We start from the raw sequence: 17,873 nt of genomic DNA on the forward strand, positions 1-17,873 counted from the left end.
ACAGAGCGTGATCGATAAGACGGTGGGGAGCGCGGCGGAGGCGGTGGCCGACATCCCGAGCGGCGCCGGGCTGGCCGTGGGCGGCTTCGGGCTGTGCGGCATCCCGAGCGCGCTCATCCAGGCGCTGCTGGAGGCCGGCACGACCGACCTCGAAGTAATCAGCAACAACTGCGGCGTGGATGACTGGGGCCTCGGGCTCCTGCTCGGCCAGCGGCGCATCCGCAAGATGATCAGCTCGTACGTCGGCGAGAACAAGGAGTTCGCGCGGCAGTTCCTCTCCGGCGAGCTGGAGGTGGAGCTGACTCCGCAGGGCACGCTCGCCGAGAAGCTGCGGGCCGGCGGAGCGGGCATCCCGGCGTTCTACACGCCGGCCGGCGTCGGCACGCAGATCGCGCTCGGTGGCCTCCCGCGGCGTTACAACGACGACGGGTCGGTCGCGGTGGCGAGCGAGCCGAAGGAGGTGCGCGAGTTCGACGGCGCCTCCTACGTGCTGGAGCGCTCGCTGCGCCCCGACTTCGCGCTCGTGCACGCGGCCAAGGGCGACCGGCACGGCAACCTGGTCTTCCACGCCGCCGCGATGAATTTCAACCCGCTGGCCGCGATGGCGGGCCGCATCACGATCGCCGAGGTGGAGGAGCTGGTCGAGCCCGGCGAGCTCGCGCCGGGGGAGGTGCACCTGCCCGGCATCTTCGTCCAGCGCGTGGTGCACGCGCCCGACGTCGAGAAGCGGATCGAGCGGCGCACCGTCGCCGCCCCCGCCGCATCCACCGCTCCGGAAGGGACCGCCCGATGAGCCTCACCCGCACCGAGCTCGCCGCCCGCGTGGCGCAGGAGCTGGAGAACGGCCAGTACGTGAACCTCGGCATCGGGATGCCGACGCTCATCCCGAACTACATCCCGGAGGGCGTGGAGGTCATCCTGCACTCCGAGAACGGCGTGCTCGGCGTCGGCCCCTACCCGGCCGACGCCGACGTGGACCCCGACCTCATCAACGCGGGCAAGGAGACCGTCACCGTCAAGCGCGGCGCGGCCTACTTCGACTCGTCGCTGTCGTTCGGGATGGTGCGCGGCGGCCACGTGGACGTCGCGGTGCTCGGCGCGATGGAGGTCTCGGCCACCGGCGACCTGGCCAACTGGATGATCCCCGGCAAGATGGTCAAGGGCATGGGCGGCGCCATGGACCTGGTGTTCGGGGCCAAGCGGCTGATCGTGATGATGGAGCACGTCGACAAGGAGGGCCGGCCCAAGATCCTCGCCGAGTGCACCCTCCCGCTGACCGGCACCGGCTGCGTGGACCGCATCATCACCGACCTCGCCGTGATCGACGTGACGCCGGACGGGCTCGTCCTGCGCGAGACGGCGCCGGGCGTGACGGTCGAGGAGGTCGTGGCCGCGACGGGCGCCCCGCTCGCGGTGGAGCTGGAGCCGGCCCGATGAAGGAGACGGCATCATGAAGGAAGTCGAGCAGCGCGGCCTCTACTACGAGGAGTTCGAGGAGGAGACCCGCTACCTGCACCGCCCCGGCCGCACCGTGACGGAGGCCGACAACGTCCTCTTCACCACGCTCACGATGAACACGCAGGCGCTGCACCTGGATGCCGCGTGGTCGGCGCGGCAGCCGTTCGGCGAGCGGCTGATGAACTCGATGTGGACGCTCGCGACGATCGTCGGCGCGTCGGTCGCGCAGCTCACGCAGGGCACGATCGTCGCGAACCTCGGCTTCTCGGAGGTCTCCTTCCCGCACCCGCTGTACCACGGCGACACGCTCTACTCCGAGACGACGGTGACGGCCAAGCGGCTGTCGGCCTCCCGTCCCGGCCAGGGCATCGTGACGCTGGAGCACACCGGGCGCAACCAGGACGGCGTCGTGGTCGCCACCGCGACCCGGCAGGTCATGGTGTGGTGCCGCGACGCGCACCTCCGGACGGCGGACGCATGACGCCGTTCCCCCCTGCCGGCTCATTCCCGTGGGGCCCGGCGCTGCTCTTCTGCCCGGCCGACCGGCCCGACCGGTACGCGAAGGCGCTGGAGCGGGCGGACGCCATCATCCTCGACCTGGAGGACGCCGTCGACCCTGCGCGACGTCCGGCGGCCCGGGAGGCGATGGCGGCCTCCGACCTCGACCCGGCCCGGGTGATCGTGCGGGTCAATCAGTCCGGGACCGACGATCAGGCCGCCGACCTCGCGGCCCTCGCACTCACCCCGTACACCGCCGTGATGCTGCCCAAGGCGGAGCGCGCGGCCGACCTCGCCGCGCTCGACGGCCTCCACGTCATCGCCCTGTGCGAGACCGCGGCCGGCGTTGTGGCGGCGGGCGAGCTGGCGGCCGCCGAGCACGTCGTCGCGCTGATGTGGGGAGCGGAGGACCTGGTCGCCTCCCTCGGCGGCACCTCCAGCCGGCACCCGGACGGCCGGTACCGCGACGTGGCGGCGCACGCCCGCTCGGCGGTGCTGCTGGCAGCCGGAGCCGCCGGGAAACCCGCCATCGACACGGTGCACCTCGACATCGCCGACCTGGACGGGCTCGCGGCGGAGGCCGCGGACGCGGTCGCCGTCGGGTTCGCCGCGACCGCCTGCATCCACCCCTCCCAGGTGGAGACGGTCCGCGCCGCGTACCGGCCGGACGAGGCCCAGGTGGCCGAGGCCGTCGAACTGCTGGAGGCCGCCAGAGCGGCCGGCGGGGGAGTCTTCCGGCACAACGGCCGGATGATCGACGGACCGATCCTCTCTCACGCCCGATCGGTGCTTCGGAGGGCGACGAGCGCGTCGTGATGAAACCGTGATGAACGTTTTTCGCGCCGTTCACCGGTTTGGTCGTGCCGTGTCGGCGGCATGACGTACTCTGCCCTTAACGTTCCGGAGCAGAGCACCCTCGAATCGTTTCGAGCCACGAATCGATCGTCAGCGTGACCACCGCTCGAACGCCTGGAAGGGGGGAAGAGATGCCACAGCTCCTTCCCCTGCGTCTGCTCGAAAGCGTCGGGCTCCGCGCTCGTGCGGCAGCGGTCGTGGCCGGTGCCGACGGCACGTCCGACCCGGCTGTCGCGTCCGCGGCGCCGACCCCGGCGCGGCCTTCCGTCGTGTCCGTTCCGGCGTCGCCGCAGTCCGCCGCGCCCTCGGCGCCGCCTGCCGCGACCTCCCCGCGACCGTCCGCTCCTGTGAGCCTCTCGGAGCCCTCGACCGACACCGGCGGCCCCTACGACATCGACCCCCGGCTGGAGCGCACCGGCCCGCTGCCGATCATCGCCCCGCGCCGCATCGGCGAGAGCGAGCTCGCGGTGTACCCGCTGTCGCTCGGCGCGAGCGTCTTCGGCTGGACTGCGGACGGTGACACGTCGCTCGCGATCCTCGACCGCTTCGCTTCGCTGGGCGGCGACTTCATCGACACCGCCGACAGCTACGTCGGCGGCCGCAGCGAAGTCCTCATCGGCAAGTGGATGCGCGAGCGCGGCAACCGCGACCGCATGGTGGTCGCGACCAAGGTCGGCCGCCACCACGAGAACCCCGGCCTCGGCTCGGTGAGCATCGTGCGCGCCGTGGAGGCCTCCCTCGAGCGCCTGCAGACCGACCACATCGACCTGCTGTACTTCCACGACGACGACACCGAGGTGCCGCTGGAGGACAGCCTGGCCACCGCCGAGTGGCTCATCGAGACGGGCAAGGTCCGCTACCTCGGCGCGTCCAACTTCAGCGCGGACCGCCTCATCGAGGCGCGCGTGCTGGCCTCGGCCGGCCTCCCGAAGTTCGTCGCCATCCAGACCCAGTACAACCTGATGCACCGCGCCGAGTTCGAGAGCGCGCTGCGCATCGTCGCGGCGGCCCAGGGCCTCGCCGTGATGCCGTACTACGCGCTGGCCAACGGCTTCCTCACCGGCAAGTACCGGTCGAAGGCCGACCTCAGCGCCGACGCGCGGAGCGTCCGTGCCTCCGCGTACGTCAACCGCAAGGGCATGCGCGTCCTGGCCGTGCTCGACCGGATCGCCGCCGAGCACGGGGTGTCCGCGGCGAGCGTCGCGATCGCGTGGCTGCTGGCCAAGCGGACCATCGTGGCCCCGGTGGCGAGCGCCAGCCGCCCCGAGCAGGTCGACGGCCTGATGGCCGCCGCCGGCATCCGCCTCACCCGGGCCCAGATGCTCGAGCTCGACCGCGTCTCCGAGTAGCCCGCGCTGCTGCGTCCGCAACTCCGGACACCTGTCCCGCCACGCCGTCCGACGCCCCGTAACTCCGGACTTCGGCCCCGACTTGGCCCGAACCTCCGGAGTTACCGATGCGCAATGGCTCTCCGTAACTCCGGACATCCGCGCCCGACCCGGGCCGTTCTCCGGAGTTACGGAATGTCGGGCGGCGCGTCGCGCCGACTCTCCGGAGTTACGGAGCGGCCTACTTCTCCGCGAGGATGCGGTCGAGCGCCCGGTGCAGTGCCGCGCCCGCCGCGATCGGGTCGCCCACGTAGCCGCCGGCCAGCGCGCCGTCACGGGCGAGGATGAGGTCGTCCGCCGCATCCCCGGGCCGCGGGTGACCGATCTGCCGGAACAGCTCCTCGATGCGCTTGGCGTACCAGTCCCGGTGGGCGGTCACGGCGACGCGCACCGGGTGGTTCTCGTCGGCGAACTGCGCCGCGGCGTTGATGAACGGGTCGCCGCGGAAGCCCGGGCGCACCGCCTCGGCGTTGATGGAGTCCACCAGGGCGCGGGCGATCGCCGTCGGGTCGGAGAGCTCGGCCTCCTGCTCGGCGAACCAGTCGCGCTTCTGGCGGTCCCGGCCCTCGACGTAGGCGATGATTAGCAGGTCCTTGGAGCGGAAGTGCTTGTAGAACGTGGCCTTCGTCACCCGGGCGCCCGCGATGATGCGGTCGACGCCGACGGTGTGGATGCCCTCCTGGTAGAAGAGTTCGTCGGCGGTCGCGAGGATCTTGATCTTCGACGGTGCGGGCGGCCGGATGGTGGCGCGGGCACTTACGACCATGCTGGTCGTCTCCTCTCTCCGGGAGGCTGTGGCCTCCACGCTGTGGCTGAGAACCTCCCCGACCGGTCCAAGGGGGGACGACCGGTCGGGGTGGTCACTTCAGTATAGCGGTAGACAGACCAGTCTGTTTGTCCTCAATTTCGCCATCTCCGCCATCGAACGACCGCTGGCGTAGGGTTGAGGGGATGAACAGCGCAGTCGACCTCCCGCTCGGTTTGGCCGACCTCGCTTTCGCCGCCTCCGGCGAAGCCCTCGTCCGGCGCACGATCCTGCCGAACGGCGTCCGCATCCTCAGCGAGCAGGTCCCCGGTGCGCGCAGCGCGACCCTCGGCTACTGGGTGGCGGTCGGCTCCCGCGACGAGACGGCCGAGGTGCCAGGCAGCCTCGGCTCCACGCACTTCCTCGAGCACCTGCTGTTCAAAGGCACGCGCACGCGCACCGCGCTCGACATCGCGGTGTCCTTCGACTCGGTCGGCGGCGAGCACAACGCGATGACGGCCAAGGAGTACACCTGCTACTACGCCAAGGTGCAGGACCGCGACCTCCCGATGGCCGTCGAGGTCATCGGCGACATGCTCACCTCCTCCGTGCTAGACCCCACCGAGTTCGAGAACGAGCGCGGCGTCATCCTCGAAGAGCTGTCGATGGCCGAGGACGACCCGGCCGACGTCGCCAACGAACGGCTCTTCACGGCGGTGCTCGGCGCCCATCCACTAGGCCGGCCGATCGGCGGCCGACCCGACACCATCCGTGCCGCCACCCGCGACGCGGTGTGGGCCCACTACCGCGCCAACTACCGGCCGCGCGACCTGGTCGTGACGGCCGCCGGCGCGGTCGACCACGACGTGCTCGTGGCGGGGGTGCAGCGGGCGCTCGACGCTGCGGGTTGGGACCCGGACGAGGTGGCCGCGCCCGTGGACCGTCGTTCGATAGACCAGGCGACAGTCGAACGCGGCGCGCCGATCGTGACCGTGTCCCGGCCGATCGAGCAGGCCAACCTCATCATCGGCATGCCCGGCATCGTCGCGACCGACGAGCGCCGCACCACGATGAGCGTGCTCAACTCCGTCCTCGGCGGCGGGATGTCCAGCCGGCTGTTCCAGGAGGTGCGCGAGAAGCGCGGCCTGGCCTACGCCGTCTACTCGTTCTCCGGCTCCTACTCCGACGCCGGGGTCTTCGGGCTGTTCTCCGCCTGCGCCCCGGCGAAGGCCAGGCAGGTCGCCGAACTGATGCTCTCCGAACTGCACCGCCTCGCCGACGGCGGCGTGACGGCCGACGAGCTGCGCCGCGCCGTCGGCCAGCTCTCCGGCGGGGCCGCGCTCGCGTTGGAGGACTCCGACACCCGGATGTCCCGGCTCGGCCGCGCCGAGATCAGCCTGGGGGAGTTCGCCGACCTCGACGAGAGCCTCCGCCGGCTCCACCTCGTCACTGCCGGTGACGTCCGAGAACTCGCACGGGACCTGGCCGACCGCCCGGTCTCGATCTCCGCGGTGGGTGGCGTCGACGACGACGTCTTCGCGGGCCTCGTGGCCTGACCGCCTGTCTCCATTCCCGTTACATCGAAAGGTCTACCGGTGCCCCACTACCTCTACCTCGTGCGTCACGGCGAGCAGCAGGACGCCGAGCACGGCCTGCCCGACGGCCCGCTCTCGCCCCGCGGCAAGCGCCAGGCGCAGCTCATCGCCGACCGGCTGAGCGGCCTGCCGCTGACCGGCATGTACCACTCGCCGCTCGTGCGCGCGGAGCAGACGGCCTCGATCATCGCCGAGCGGATGCCCGCCGTGGTGCCGGAGCCCTCCAGCCTGCTGTTCGACTGCATCCCGTCCGGGCCGACGCCCGACATGCCCAAGGCGTTCGAGTCGTTCTTCGGCCCGGTGACCGAGGCGGAGATCGAGGCGGGTCGGGCCCAGATGGACGACGCCGTCCACGAGTTCCTGACGCCCGCGATGGGCGACCGGCACGACCTGCTGGTGACCCACAACTTCGTGATCGGCTGGTTCGTCCGGCACGTGTTCGACGCGCCGGCCTGGCGGTGGCTCGGCCTCAACCAGGCGAACTGCGGGCTCACCATCATCCGGGTGCGCTCGGCCAAGCCCCCGGTGCTGGTGGTGCACAACGACCTCGGCCACCTGCCGGTCGAGCTGCGCACCGGCCTGCCGGAGCTCCAGCCGGTCTAGCGACTCAGGCGGACGCCGCGTCCGGGCCGAGTCGCTTGCGGAACCAGTCCGTCGCGTTCGGGTTGTCGTTGTAGGGCTGGATGCTCTCGTAGCCGTGCGAGCGGTAGAGGCCGCCCGCGGCCTCCAGGCTGGCGTTGGTGTCGAGGACGACCTCGGTCGCGCCGAAGCCCCGCGCGCGGTGCTCCAGCTCGGCGAGGATGGCACGGCCGAGGCCCCGGCCGCGATGAGCGGGCGCCACCCAGAGATGCTTGATCTCGTAGCGGACGACCTGCTCGCCGTCCTCGGTCTCCGACAGCGGCACCGCCAGCTCGCGGATGCCGCCGCAGCCGGCCTCCCCGTCGTCGTACGCCAGCAGGAAGACGCCCGTCGGCGGCACGAACTGGCCGGGGTCCGGGAAGGTCGTGCGGTACGCGCCCTGGGAGGCGGGGAAGGTCTTCGCGCGTTCGGCGAAGTAGTCCGCCAGCATCCGGTGGGCGGTCGCGTCGGTGACGGAGACATCGGCAAAGGAGACCATCGTCCCAGGCTAGACCGTCGGCACGGACCGCCGGATGTGCGCGGCAGGTAGGGTGGACGGGTGACTATTCGCGTGGCCGTCGCCGGGGCGACCGGCAAGCTCGGATCCGTGGCGGTCCGTCTCATCGAGGCGGCCGACGACCTGGAGCTCGTGGCCGCCCTCGACTCCCGCAGCCCGCTCGACGCCATGCTCGGCGCCGACGTGCTGGTGGACATGACGCTCCCGCACGTCAGCCCGGGCATCGTCGCCTACGCCGTCGATCACGGCCTCAACGTGCTGGTCGGGACCTCCGGCTGGTCGGCCGACCGCATCCTCGACCTGGAGCGCCGGGTGGCCGGGCACGAGGGCGCCGGCGCCGTCGTGATCCCCAACTTCTCCATCGGCTCCGCGCTCGGCACCGCCTTCGCGACCGTCGCCGCCCGGTTCTTCGACTCCATCGAGATCGTCGAGACGCACGGTCCGGGCAAGGTCGACTCGCCCTCCGGCACCGCGGTGCGGACCGCCGAGCTGATCGCGGCCGCCCGCCTGCAGCGCGGCCCGGTGGACGCGCCGCACACCGACCAGCGGGCGCGCGGCCAGCAGGTCGGCAGCGTTCCGATCCACAGCCTCCGGATGCGCGGCGTCGCCGCCCAGCAGCAGGTGATCTTCGGCGGGGCGGGGGAGACCCTCACCATCCGCCACGACACGATCGGGCAGGACGCCTACGAGGTCGGCATCCTGCTCGCCCTCCGCGCCGCGGCGACGACGACCGGCGTGGTCGTCGGCCTGGACAAGCTCGTCGACCTCGGCATCTCCGTGCCGGACGGGGAGCCGCCGCGCCCGACCGTCCGCGAGGTGTAGGCCGCCCGATGCGCAACCGTCTCTCGGCGCTCTTCATGGCGCTGCTGCTCGTCGTGTATCTGGTGCTCGTCTTCCAGCGCGCGGTGCTGCTGTTCGCCTCCGGGTCGGCGGTCGGGATCGCGATGAGCGTCGCCCTGATCGTGATCGGGCTGGTCGCGGCGTGGGCGCTCGTCCGCGAGCTGCTCTTCGGCGCGCGCACCGAGAAGCTCGTCAAGCTGATGGCCACCGAGGGCACGCTGCCGGTGGACGACCTGCCGCACCGGGCGAGCGGCCGGCCGCTGCGCGACGCCGCCGACGCGGAGTTCCCGCAGTTCAAGGCGGAGGTGGAGGCGTCGCCCGAGAGCTGGCGCGCGTGGTTCCGGCTCGGCCTCGCCTATGACGCGAGCGGCGACCGCCGGCGCGCCCGGGCGGCGCTGCGGCAGGCGATCGGGCTGTACCGGGCGCAGGAGCGCGCGGCGCGGTAGCCGCTAGGCCGCCTGCTTCACCAGCCGGGCCATCGCGTCCCGCACCGTCGTGTCCCTGAACGCGAATCCGTCGTCGAGCAGGCGTTGCGGCAGCACCCGCTGATCCGCGAGCAGCAGCTCGCGTCCGGCCTCGCCGAGAGCCAGCTTCACGACCGGCCCCGGCAACGGCAGGCCGTAGGGCCGGTGCACCGCCTTCGCGAGCGCGCGCAGCACCTCGCCGGCGGTCGCGGGCTCGGGGCCGACGACATCGACGGGTCCGCTCAGGCCGGTGCTCAGCAGGTGCACGATCGCCGCGGCCTCGTCGTGCAGGCTCACCCAGGGCCAGTGCTGCCGACCGCCCGCGATCGGGCCGAGGAGCCCGGCCTTCGCCAGCGGCAGCAGCGGCGCCATCGCGCCGCCGGGCCCGACCACGAGGCCGGTGCGGATGGTGACCACGCGGGTGCCGCTGGGCGCGAGGTGCGCCGCGGTCTCCCAGGCCTCCACCACGTCCGAGAGGAACCCGGTGCCCTTGGCGGAGTCCTCGGTCAGGGTCTGCCCGGGCCGGTCGCCGTAGTAGCCGACCGCCGAGCCGCTGACGAACACGGCGGGCGGGTTCGCGGCCTGGCGCATCCCGTCGGCCAGCGTACCTGTGGCGGCCAGGCGCGAGTCGAGGATCCGGCGCTTGTGCGCCGCCGTCCACGGCAGTTTGTTGAGCGAGGCTCCGGAGAGGTTCACCAGGGCGTCGGCGTCGTCCAGCAGCCGCAGGTCGATGCTGCGCGCTGTGGGGGCCCACGCGCGCTCGTCCGCGGCGGCCGGCTCCCGGCGCACCAGGCGGAGGGCGTCGTGGCCCTCCGCCGTCAGCGCGCGGACGAGCGCGGTGCCGATCATGCCGGATGCGCCGGCCACGAGCACCCGCATCGGCTCAGGCCAGCGTTGCTTCGATCGTGATCGGGATGCCGACGAGCGCCCGCGAGACCGGGCAGGTGCGCTTGGCCTCGTCGGCGAGGCGCTGGAAGTCCTCCTCGCCCAGCCCCGGGACGCTCGCCTCGACCAGGAGGTGGCTGCCGGTGATGCCCTGCGAGGGGTCGAAGGTCACCGCCGCGGTGGTGCGGATGCTCTCCGGCGGCGTGCCGAAGGCCGCGAGGACGTTCGAGAACGCCATCGAGAAGCAGGCGGAATGGGCGGCGCCCAGCAACTCCTCCGGCGTGGAGGTCTCCGCGCCGCCCTCCGAGCGTGCCTTCCAGTTCACCGAGAGGGTCGCCGCTCCGGACGAGTCCAGGGAGACCGTGCCAGAGCCGGACTTCAGATCGCCGGTCCAGACCGTGGTGGATTCGCTGGTGACTGCCATGAGACCTCCTGTTGTCTCCGCCGCGGAGTGCGCGCGGGTGCGACCAGACTACTGGCGGCCTCCGACGGGTCGACCCCCCTACGGGGGATTCCCGGTTTCGGCGCTCAGACGGCGCCGGCGCGGCTCCGGATGACGCCGGAGCGCACCAGCAGGAGGTAGAGCTGGCAGCCCAGGCAGTACCCGAACACGGAGTTCAGGAACGCCGCGACGAACGCCAGCGCGGCGGCGATCGGCAGTGCGGCCGGCACGCCGAGCACGAACAGCAGGAGGCCGACGCCGGTGACGAAGAGCCCGACGGCCTGCGCGAAGGTGGGCGGGGCCGGGTCCTCCAGCTCGGTCGGCGGCGCGAGGCGGGGCCGCACCGCCACGCGGTACAGCAGGCCGTAGGGGTGCCGCCGCACGCCCGCCAGGGCTCCCCAGGCGAAGAGCAGGGCGATCGCGAGCAGCAGCAGCACCGCGGCGGCCGCGGTCGCGCCCGTGAGGGCGAGGAAGAGGTCGATCAGCAGCAGGACGGCCGTGATCCCGGCGCCGAAGCGGGGCGAGCGCGGGTCGATGCCGGGTCGGGTCGCCGGGGCGGTTCCGGTGTTCTCTGTCATGGTCACTCCGTCAGGATGAGGTCGAGGGCGCTGCGCACATCGCCGGGCCGCGCGGCGCCGGCGATCCGGCCGCGGACGGTGCCGCGGGCGTCGAGCAGCAGGGTGGTCGGGGTCTGCAGCACGCCGAACCGGCGGGCGAGCTCGGGGCGGACGGTCAGGTCGACGTCCAGGTGCTCCACACCGTCGTGCTCGCCCGCGACGCCGTGCAGCACGCGCGCGGTCGACGGGCACTGGGCGCAGAACGCGGTGGAGAACTGGACGAGGGTCGCCCGCGAGCCGAGTCCGGTCGCGCCCACTTCGGCCGCGGTGACCCGGTCGGCGCGCGCCGAGCGGACCCGGCCGGTGCGGGCGCGCCAGAGGAGGCCGCCCGCCGTCGCGACGGCGACCAGGACGAGCAGGACGAGGAGTGCGGAGGCTGCGGACATGGTGATCGCGACGATACGCGCGCAGCGCGTGGAGCTGAAGGCAATGTGACCGAACATGACGGGAACGCTGTCCTCCACAGCCCGGGGTCGCTGCGAGCTCTCCACAGATCGGCCGGTGGGGAGGCGGCTGCCAGGCCCGACCCGATAGCCTTGAGACCATGGCTGCTCCCGCTAACCCCTTCGGCCAGGTGCTCGTCGCCCTGGTCACGCCCTTCACCGCCGATGGCGAGGTCGACTGGGCCGGCGTGGAGAAGCACATCGACGACGTGATCGTGGCGGGAGCGGACGGCATCGTCGTCACCGGCACCACGGGCGAGACCTCCACCCTCACCGACGCCGAGAAGCTGCGCCTGGTCGAGGTCGGCAAAGACGTCGCGGGCGGCCGGGCCAAGATCATCACCGGCGGCGGCTCGAACGAGACGGCCCACGCCATCCAGCTCTACAAGCAGAGCGAGAAGGCCGGCGCCGACGGCGTGATGATCGTCACTCCGTATTACAACAAGCCGACCCAGGCCGGCGTCCTCACGCACTTCCGCATGATCGCGGACTCGACCGACCTGCCGGTCATCCTCTACGACATCCCGGGCCGCACCGGCATCCCGATCAAGTACGAGACCATCCTGCGCATCGCCAAGCACCCCAACGTGCTCGCCATCAAAGACGCGAAGGGCGACTTCAGCGAGGTCAGCCGGGTGCTCAACCAGACCGACCTGATGTACTTCTCGGGCGACGACGCCAATGTGCTCCCGCACCTGGCGATCGGAGCGACGGGCCTCATCGGGGTCACGGCCAACATCACCGCGACGCCGTACCGCCAGATCGTCGACGCGGTCAACGCCGGCGACCTGGCCACCGCGACCGCGGCCCACAAGAAGCTGGAGCCTCTGGTGCGCGCCGTCATGACGCACGTCCCCGGCACAGTTGCGGCCAAGTACATCCTGCACGGCCTGGGGCGCATCTCCAGCCCGCGCGTCCGTCTCCCGCTGGTCGGCCCGGAGGAGTGGGAGGCCGCCCAGATCGAGGACGAGCTCGACCTCGTCCGCGACATCCCGGGCGCCGACTTCCGAAACTTCCGCCCCGACCGGAACGCCGCCGCCGGCGGCGCTCTGCCCAAGATCGCCGGGGCCACACGCTAAGGCCGCTCAGCGGTCAGCACCACCCCGGGTCGAACGCCCGGGCGAACGTATACATCTCTACATTGGAGGGCCCATGCCCAACCTCGTCTCCGCGCCACCCGCACTCGAACCGGGAACGCTCCGGATCATCCCCACCGGCGGTCTCGGCGAGATCGGCCGCAACATGACCGTCTTCGAATACGAAGGCAAGCTCCTCATCGTCGACTGCGGCGTCCTCTTCCCCGAGCAGGACCAGCCCGGCGTCGACCTGATCCTTCCCGACTTCGCCCCGGTCCGCGACCGCCTCGACGACGTGCTCGGCGTCGTGCTCACCCACGGCCACGAGGACCACATCGGCGCCGTGCCGTACCTCCTCAAGCTGCGCGCCGACATCCCGCTGATCGGCTCCGGCCTCACCCTCGCGCTCGTGGAGGCGAAGCTCAAGGAGCACCGCATCCAGCCGTACTCGCTGACGGTCAAGGAGGGCCGCACCGAGCAGCTCGGCCCGTTCGACCTCGAGTTCGTGGCGGTCAACCACTCCATCCCCGACGCGCTGGCCGTCGCCATCACCACCCCCGCCGGCACGGTGCTGCACACCGGCGACTTCAAGATGGATCAGCTCCCGCTGGACGACCGGATCACCGATCTGCGCGCCTTCGCCCGCCTCGGCGAGAAGGGCGTCGACCTGTTCATGGCCGACTCCACCAACGCCGACGTCCCCGGCTTCACGCCGCTGGAGCGCTCCATCGGCCCGGTGCTCGACAACGTGATCGCCCGCGCCCCGCGCCGCGTGATCGTCGCCAGCTTCTCCAGCCACGTGCACCGCGTCCAGCAGGTGCTCGACGCCGCCGCCGCCAACGGCCGCCGCGTCGCGCTGCTCGGCCGTTCGATGGTGCGCAACATGACCATCGCCGCCGAGCTCGGCTACCTCAAGGTGCCCGAGGGCGTGCTCATCGACTACAAGAAGGCCGCCGACCTCCCGGACGACGAGATCGTCTACATGTCGACCGGCTCCCAGGGCGAGCCGATGGCCGTGCTCGCGCGGATGGCGAACCTCGACCACCAGATCGAGGTTGGCCCCGGCGACACGGTCATCCTGGCCTCCAGCCTCATCCCGGGCAACGAGAACGCGGTCTACCGGGTCATCGACGGCCTGACCAAGCTCGGCGCCAACGTGGTGCACAAGGGCAACGCCAAGGTCCACGTCTCCGGCCACGCGGCCGCCGGCGAACTGCTCTACTGCTACAACATCCTCAAGCCCCGCAACGTCATGCCCGTGCACGGCGAGTACCGCCACCTGGTCGCCAACGCGCGCCTGGCGATGGACACCGGCGTGCCGGAGAAGAACACGATCATCGCCGAGGACGGCACGGTCATCGACCTGCGCGACGGCGTCGCCCGCGTGGTCGGCCAGCTCGACCTCGGCTTCGTCTACGTCGACGGCTCCAGCGTCGGCGAGATCACCGACGCCGACCTCAAGGACCGCCGGATACTGGGCGAGGAGGGCTTCATCTCCATCATCGTGGTGGTGGAGGCCGCCAGCGGCCGCATCGTCACCGGCCCGGAGATCCACGCCCGCGGCTTCGCGGAGGACGACGCGGTGTTCGACGCCGTCAAGCCGAAGATCGCGGCGGCGCTCGCGGACGCGGCGCACAACGGCGTCCGCGACTCGCACGCGCTCTCGCAGGTCGTCCGCCGGACCGTCGGCCGCTGGGTCAACACCAGCTACCGCCGCCGGCCGATGATCGTCCCGCTCGTCATCGAGGCGTGAACCGGAGTATCACCACTTACATGTAAGCTTGGAATTCGAGCGCGCCGGGGGTCGGCGCACGCGAATGAGAGGCTGCCTGTGGGGGTCATGCGACGCTGGGTCTTCCCGGTCATCCGAATCGTGATCGTGGCGGCGATCGCCGTCGCGCTGGTGAAGCTGGCGTTCTTCCCGAGCGGGGAGACGCGAGCGTCCGATCCGGCGACGCCGACGGGTCAGCTCACCGATCCGGTCGCCACCGTCACGACGGGCACGATCGTCAACGACGTGACGGTGACCGGATCGATCGTCGCCGACGACGCGGTCCCCGCGCGGGCGACCGCGGCGGGCACCGTCAACAAGGTCCAGGCGACGGTCGGCCGGCCGGTCGACGCGGGCGCCGTGCTCTTCGACATCCGGGTCGAGACGCCGCGCGACCCGGTCCTGGAGACCGCGCCGGACGGCACGCAGAGCATGACCGAGCGGAAGCCCGCCATCAGCTACACGGAGGTCACCGCGCCGATCGCTGGCGTGCTGAGCGAGCTCCCGGTGCTCGCCGGCCAGAGCGTCGCCATCGGCGACACGGCCGGCTCGGTCGCGCCGCCGAGCTTCTCGGTGTCCGCGACGCTCCCGGCCGAGCAGCAGTACCGCCTCATCCACCGGCCGACGGAGGCCAGCGTCACGGTGAAGGGCGGTCCGGCGCCGTTCACGTGCACCGGGCTGACCATCACGACGCCGCCCGCGACCGCGTCGAACGCCGCACCGAACGCGGAGCCCGGAACGAGCGGTTCCGGCGGCGCCGGCGACTCCACCACCACCGTCCGCTGCGCGGTTCCTGCCGAGGTGACCGTGTTCGCGGGGCTGAGCGCCGATGTCACGATCTCCGCCGGTCGCGCGGAGAACGTGCTCACGGTGCCCACCACCGCGGTCAAGGGCTCCGCCGAGAAGGGCATCGTCTACGTCCCGGGCGAGAAGGGCGGCGAGCCGAGGGAGGTCGAGGTCGCGCTCGGGCTCACCGACGGCACCTCCGTCGAGGTCGCCGGCGGCCTGAAGGAGGGCGACTCCGTCCTGCAGTTCGTCCCGGGCGCTGCGACGCCGGAGGGCGGCTGCGTGCCGATGGGCGGCGGCGGGATGATGTGCTCAGGCTCCGACCCGGCAGCCGGACTGTGACGGCGCTGCTGCGCCTGAGCGGTGTCACCAAGACGGTCCGGGTCCCGGACGCCGAGCCGCTCACGATCCTGCACGGCGTCGACCTGGTCGTGGAGTCGGGGGAGCGCGTGTCGGTCGTCGGCCGATCCGGGTCGGGCAAGTCGACCCTGCTCAACCTCCTCGGCCTCCTGGACTCCCCGAGCAGCGGCGCGTTCGAGTTCGAGGGCGTGCCGGTCGAGCGCATCGGCGGCCGCGCCCGCGACCTGCGCCGCGGCGCCGACGTGGGCTTCGTGTTCCAGCAGTTCAACCTGCTGTCCGGCCGCACCGCGCTCGAGAACGTGATGACCCCGTTGCTCTACGCGACCGGTCGACGCTTCTGGAAGCGCAGGGCCATCGCGACGGAGATGCTCGAACGCGTCGGGCTGGGCCATCGTCTCGGCTCGCTGCCCGAGGTGCTGTCCGGCGGCGAGCAGCAGCGCGTCGCCATCGCGCGGGCGCTGGTGCGCGGTCCGCGTCTGATCCTGGCCGACGAGCCGACCGGCGCGCTGGACGTGGAGACCGGGTCCACCGTCATCGACCTGCTGGAGGACGTCGCCGCGGAGAACGACGCCGCCCTGGTCGTCATCACGCACGACCCGGCCGTCGCCGCGCGCTCGGAGGTCCGCTACCGGCTCGACTCCGGCCGTCTTCACGCAGCGACCGCGGAGGTGGCAGCATGAACGCACTCTCCGCACTGTGGGGCGCGATCGTGGAGGCCTGGCAGGAGCTGCGCATCCACCGCACCCGGGTGCTGCTGTCGCTGATCGGGGTCGGTGTTGCGGTGTGCGCGCTCAGTTCGGTCGTGGGTTTCGCGGGCATCGCCGAGCAGGGGATGCGCGAGGGCAATGAGCGCTGGGGCGGACGTCCTGCGCTGATCGCGGTTCATCCGGTGGAGGAGGACTCCGCGAGCGAGGAGCGCGTCGACGCGGCGTGGGCCACGATCCTGAAGCGCCACGACATCCGTTACTCGTCGAAAGTCGGGAACACGTCACTCCCCGTGCAGTTCCGCGACGGGGTGACGTCGGTGATGGCGCAGACCGTCGATCCCGCCTTCGCGACGATGCACCGTACGGTCGTGAAGGACGGCCGCTGGTTCCGGCCGGCGGACGAGGAACTCCTCGCGCCGCCGATCATCGTCAACGAGGTGTTCTGGCGGCGGCTGGGGTCGCCGTCGCTCGCCGCTCACCCCACCGCGACCGTCCTGCAGGGCGAGTCGAAGGTGACGGCACCCGTGATCGGCGTCGTGAAGACGCCGGAATCTCCCGACGACGCGATGGCGATCGTCCTGAACTCCGCCGTTGGCCGGCTCGCCGGAGCGCAGACACTCCCCTTCGGAGCGCCGTCGCTCGAGGCGTGGGTGCCCCCGGAGGTCGCGACGCCTCTGGTCGAAGCGATCCGCACCGAGTTCGATCAGGCGCTCGGAAAGGACGCGGTGAGCGTCGACCGGATCGACTACCTGGCCAACCGGGACGGGGACCCGCTCCTGCCCCTCAAGCTGGGCGTCGGCGGCATCGCCGTCCTCATCCTCCTGCTCGGCGCGCTCGGTCTCGTGAACATCGCCATGGTGACGGTGCGGCACCGGATCCGGGAGATCGGGGTGCGGCGCAGCTTCGGGGCGACGAGCGCGCGGATCTTCTTCGCGGTGATGATGGAGAGCGTCGTCGCCACGGTGGTCGCCGGCGCGGCGGGTGTCGGGCTCTCGGTGCTCGCGGTGAAGAACCCGTGGGTCGAGGAGCAGCTCGGTCGTGGGATGATCGCCGACATGCCGCCGTTCCCGGTGGAGGCCGCCGTGCTCGGGCTGGTTGCGGCGACCGCCGTCGGGGCGCTCGCGGGACTGCTGCCGGCGCTCGTCGCGGTGCGGGTGAAGGTCATCGACGCCATCCGGTACTGACGACCCGTCTCTGTAACCCGCGCGAAACACACCGGCGAGTAGCGTTCAGCCATGACAGGGTTCCGGATCCGCCCGGCGGTCGCCGAGGATGCGCGCGTCCTCTCCGACATGCTGGTCGAGGCCGCGAACTGGAACGTCTCCCGTGCGCGCCCGCGCATCGCGGTGCTGGAGGATCCGGCCGTCCTGCGCTACGTCGCCGGCTGGAAGCGGCCGGGGGACTTCGGCTGCGTCGCGGAGGACGCCCACGGCGCCGCCGTCGGCGCCTGCTGGGCGCGGCTGTTCCCGGCCGACGCGCCAGGCAAGGGCTTCGTCGCCGTCGGTGTCCCGGAACTGACCCTCGGCGTGAACGCGCAGTGGCGCGCCCAGGGCGTCGGCCGTGCCCTGCTTCAGGAGTTGGGGAGGCAGGCCGCCGCCTCCGGCGCTGCCCGGCTGAGCCTGAGCGTCGAGCGCGCGAACTTCGCCCAACGGCTCTACGTGAGCGAGGGATACGTGACCGTGCAGTCGCGCGCGACGGCCGACACGATGGTGCGCCCGGTCCGCTGACGGCGATTCCCTCACAGCCCGCGCGCCGTTGCGGATTTTCCCCATATCAGCGCGTGATCCGGCCCCCTGCCGGGGGTCCGA

Annotated in this window: 21 protein-coding genes; 15 read left to right on the forward strand and 6 right to left on the reverse strand. The window is 71.9% G+C overall.

Annotated features, from left to right (window positions below; genetic code table 11):
* Nucleotides 1–7 precede the first annotated feature (7 nt).
* From ABIA36_RS12995 to ABIA36_RS13015, 5 genes are all read left to right on the forward strand, one after another.
* Nucleotides 8–793 (forward strand): CoA transferase subunit A, encoded by a 786-nt coding sequence (locus ABIA36_RS12995; protein WP_369962850.1) that lies wholly within the window; start codon nucleotides 8–10, stop codon nucleotides 791–793.
* Nucleotides 790–1,437, forward strand: a complete 648-nt coding sequence (locus ABIA36_RS13000) for a CoA transferase subunit B (RefSeq protein WP_369962852.1) — start codon at nucleotides 790–792, stop codon at nucleotides 1,435–1,437. Before ABIA36_RS12995 ends, ABIA36_RS13000 begins: the two co-directional genes overlap by 4 nt.
* Nucleotides 1,438–1,450: 13 nt before the next feature.
* Nucleotides 1,451–1,939: a MaoC family dehydratase gene (locus ABIA36_RS13005; protein WP_369962854.1), complete on the forward strand. Its 489-nt coding sequence runs from the start codon at nucleotides 1,451–1,453 to the stop codon at nucleotides 1,937–1,939.
* Nucleotides 1,936–2,772 carry a CoA ester lyase gene (locus ABIA36_RS13010; protein ID WP_369962856.1) on the forward strand — a complete coding sequence of 279 codons (837 nt, stop codon included), beginning with the start codon at nucleotides 1,936–1,938 and terminating at the stop codon, nucleotides 2,770–2,772. The genes ABIA36_RS13005 and ABIA36_RS13010 overlap by 4 nt, the downstream gene beginning before the upstream one ends.
* Before the next feature lie 170 nt (nucleotides 2,773–2,942).
* Entirely contained in the window at nucleotides 2,943–4,160 is a 1,218-nt protein-coding gene (locus ABIA36_RS13015) for an aldo/keto reductase (protein ID WP_369962857.1), read from the forward strand.
* A gap of 220 nt (nucleotides 4,161–4,380) precedes the next feature.
* On the opposite strand, the gene ABIA36_RS13020 is transcribed toward ABIA36_RS13015, so the two are convergent.
* On the reverse strand, nucleotides 4,381–4,965 hold the full coding sequence (locus ABIA36_RS13020; RefSeq protein WP_369962859.1) for a TetR/AcrR family transcriptional regulator: 585 nt from the start codon (nucleotides 4,963–4,965) through the stop codon (nucleotides 4,381–4,383).
* 185 nt (nucleotides 4,966–5,150) lie between these two features.
* Here ABIA36_RS13020 and ABIA36_RS13025 point away from each other — a divergent pair, with 185 nt between their 5' ends.
* Nucleotides 5,151–6,500, forward strand: coding sequence for a M16 family metallopeptidase (locus ABIA36_RS13025; protein ID WP_369962861.1), 1,350 nt, complete (start codon nucleotides 5,151–5,153; stop codon nucleotides 6,498–6,500).
* A 39-nt stretch (nucleotides 6,501–6,539) separates the two neighbouring features.
* Nucleotides 6,540–7,142 (forward strand): histidine phosphatase family protein, encoded by a 603-nt coding sequence (locus ABIA36_RS13030; protein ID WP_369962864.1) that lies wholly within the window; start codon nucleotides 6,540–6,542, stop codon nucleotides 7,140–7,142.
* A 4-nt stretch (nucleotides 7,143–7,146) separates the two neighbouring features.
* Here the strand turns inward: ABIA36_RS13030 and ABIA36_RS13035 are convergent, their stop codons facing one another.
* Nucleotides 7,147–7,656: a GNAT family N-acetyltransferase gene (locus ABIA36_RS13035; RefSeq protein ID WP_369962866.1), complete on the reverse strand. Its 510-nt coding sequence runs from the start codon at nucleotides 7,654–7,656 to the stop codon at nucleotides 7,147–7,149.
* A 60-nt stretch (nucleotides 7,657–7,716) separates the two neighbouring features.
* On the opposite strand from ABIA36_RS13035, the gene dapB reads away from it, so the two are divergent.
* A complete protein-coding gene (gene dapB, locus ABIA36_RS13040; RefSeq protein WP_369962868.1) occupies nucleotides 7,717–8,496 on the forward strand; it encodes a 4-hydroxy-tetrahydrodipicolinate reductase in 780 nt (259 codons plus the stop codon).
* An 8-nt stretch (nucleotides 8,497–8,504) separates the two neighbouring features.
* Nucleotides 8,505–8,960 (forward strand): hypothetical protein, encoded by a 456-nt coding sequence (locus ABIA36_RS13045; protein WP_369962870.1) that lies wholly within the window; start codon nucleotides 8,505–8,507, stop codon nucleotides 8,958–8,960.
* A gap of 3 nt (nucleotides 8,961–8,963) precedes the next feature.
* Here ABIA36_RS13045 and ABIA36_RS13050 read toward each other — a convergent pair whose 3' ends face one another.
* The 4 genes from ABIA36_RS13050 to ABIA36_RS13065 all read right to left on the reverse strand — a co-directional run bounded on the left by ABIA36_RS13050 (nucleotide 8,964) and on the right by ABIA36_RS13065 (nucleotide 11,308).
* On the reverse strand, nucleotides 8,964–9,857 hold the full coding sequence (locus ABIA36_RS13050; RefSeq protein ID WP_369962872.1) for a TIGR01777 family oxidoreductase: 894 nt from the start codon (nucleotides 9,855–9,857) through the stop codon (nucleotides 8,964–8,966).
* A 4-nt stretch (nucleotides 9,858–9,861) separates the two neighbouring features.
* Nucleotides 9,862–10,287 (reverse strand): OsmC family peroxiredoxin, encoded by a 426-nt coding sequence (locus ABIA36_RS13055; RefSeq protein ID WP_369962874.1) that lies wholly within the window; start codon nucleotides 10,285–10,287, stop codon nucleotides 9,862–9,864.
* Between the two features lie 104 nt (nucleotides 10,288–10,391).
* Nucleotides 10,392–10,883, reverse strand: a complete 492-nt coding sequence (locus ABIA36_RS13060) for a DUF4395 domain-containing protein (protein ID WP_369962875.1) — start codon at nucleotides 10,881–10,883, stop codon at nucleotides 10,392–10,394.
* Between the two features lie 2 nt (nucleotides 10,884–10,885).
* Nucleotides 10,886–11,308, reverse strand: coding sequence for a thioredoxin family protein (locus ABIA36_RS13065; RefSeq protein ID WP_369962877.1), 423 nt, complete (start codon nucleotides 11,306–11,308; stop codon nucleotides 10,886–10,888).
* Between the two features lie 158 nt (nucleotides 11,309–11,466).
* On the opposite strand from ABIA36_RS13065, the gene dapA reads away from it, so the two are divergent.
* The 6 genes from dapA (at nucleotide 11,467) to ABIA36_RS13095 (ending at nucleotide 17,792) form a co-directional block, all read left to right on the forward strand.
* Complete coding sequence (gene dapA, locus ABIA36_RS13070) at nucleotides 11,467–12,444, forward strand: 4-hydroxy-tetrahydrodipicolinate synthase (protein ID WP_369962878.1); 978 nt, start codon at nucleotides 11,467–11,469, stop codon at nucleotides 12,442–12,444.
* Between the two features lie 73 nt (nucleotides 12,445–12,517).
* Entirely contained in the window at nucleotides 12,518–14,194 is a 1,677-nt protein-coding gene (locus ABIA36_RS13075; protein ID WP_369962880.1) for a ribonuclease J, read from the forward strand.
* A gap of 87 nt (nucleotides 14,195–14,281) precedes the next feature.
* Entirely contained in the window at nucleotides 14,282–15,340 is a 1,059-nt protein-coding gene (locus ABIA36_RS13080; protein ID WP_369963749.1) for an efflux RND transporter periplasmic adaptor subunit, read from the forward strand.
* Nucleotides 15,337–16,038: an ABC transporter ATP-binding protein gene (locus ABIA36_RS13085; RefSeq protein WP_369962882.1), complete on the forward strand. Its 702-nt coding sequence runs from the start codon at nucleotides 15,337–15,339 to the stop codon at nucleotides 16,036–16,038. Before ABIA36_RS13080 ends, ABIA36_RS13085 begins: the two co-directional genes overlap by 4 nt.
* Nucleotides 16,035–17,249 (forward strand): ABC transporter permease, encoded by a 1,215-nt coding sequence (locus ABIA36_RS13090; protein ID WP_369962884.1) that lies wholly within the window; start codon nucleotides 16,035–16,037, stop codon nucleotides 17,247–17,249. Before ABIA36_RS13085 ends, ABIA36_RS13090 begins: the two co-directional genes overlap by 4 nt.
* Nucleotides 17,250–17,300: 51 nt before the next feature.
* On the forward strand, nucleotides 17,301–17,792 hold the full coding sequence (locus tag ABIA36_RS13095; RefSeq protein WP_369962886.1) for an N-acetyltransferase family protein: 492 nt from the start codon (nucleotides 17,301–17,303) through the stop codon (nucleotides 17,790–17,792).
* Nucleotides 17,793–17,873: the final 81 nt, after the last annotated feature.

This window comes from Leifsonia sp. EB34, assembly GCF_041260585.1.
Taxonomy (GTDB): Bacteria; Actinomycetota; Actinomycetes; order Actinomycetales; family Microbacteriaceae; genus Leifsonia.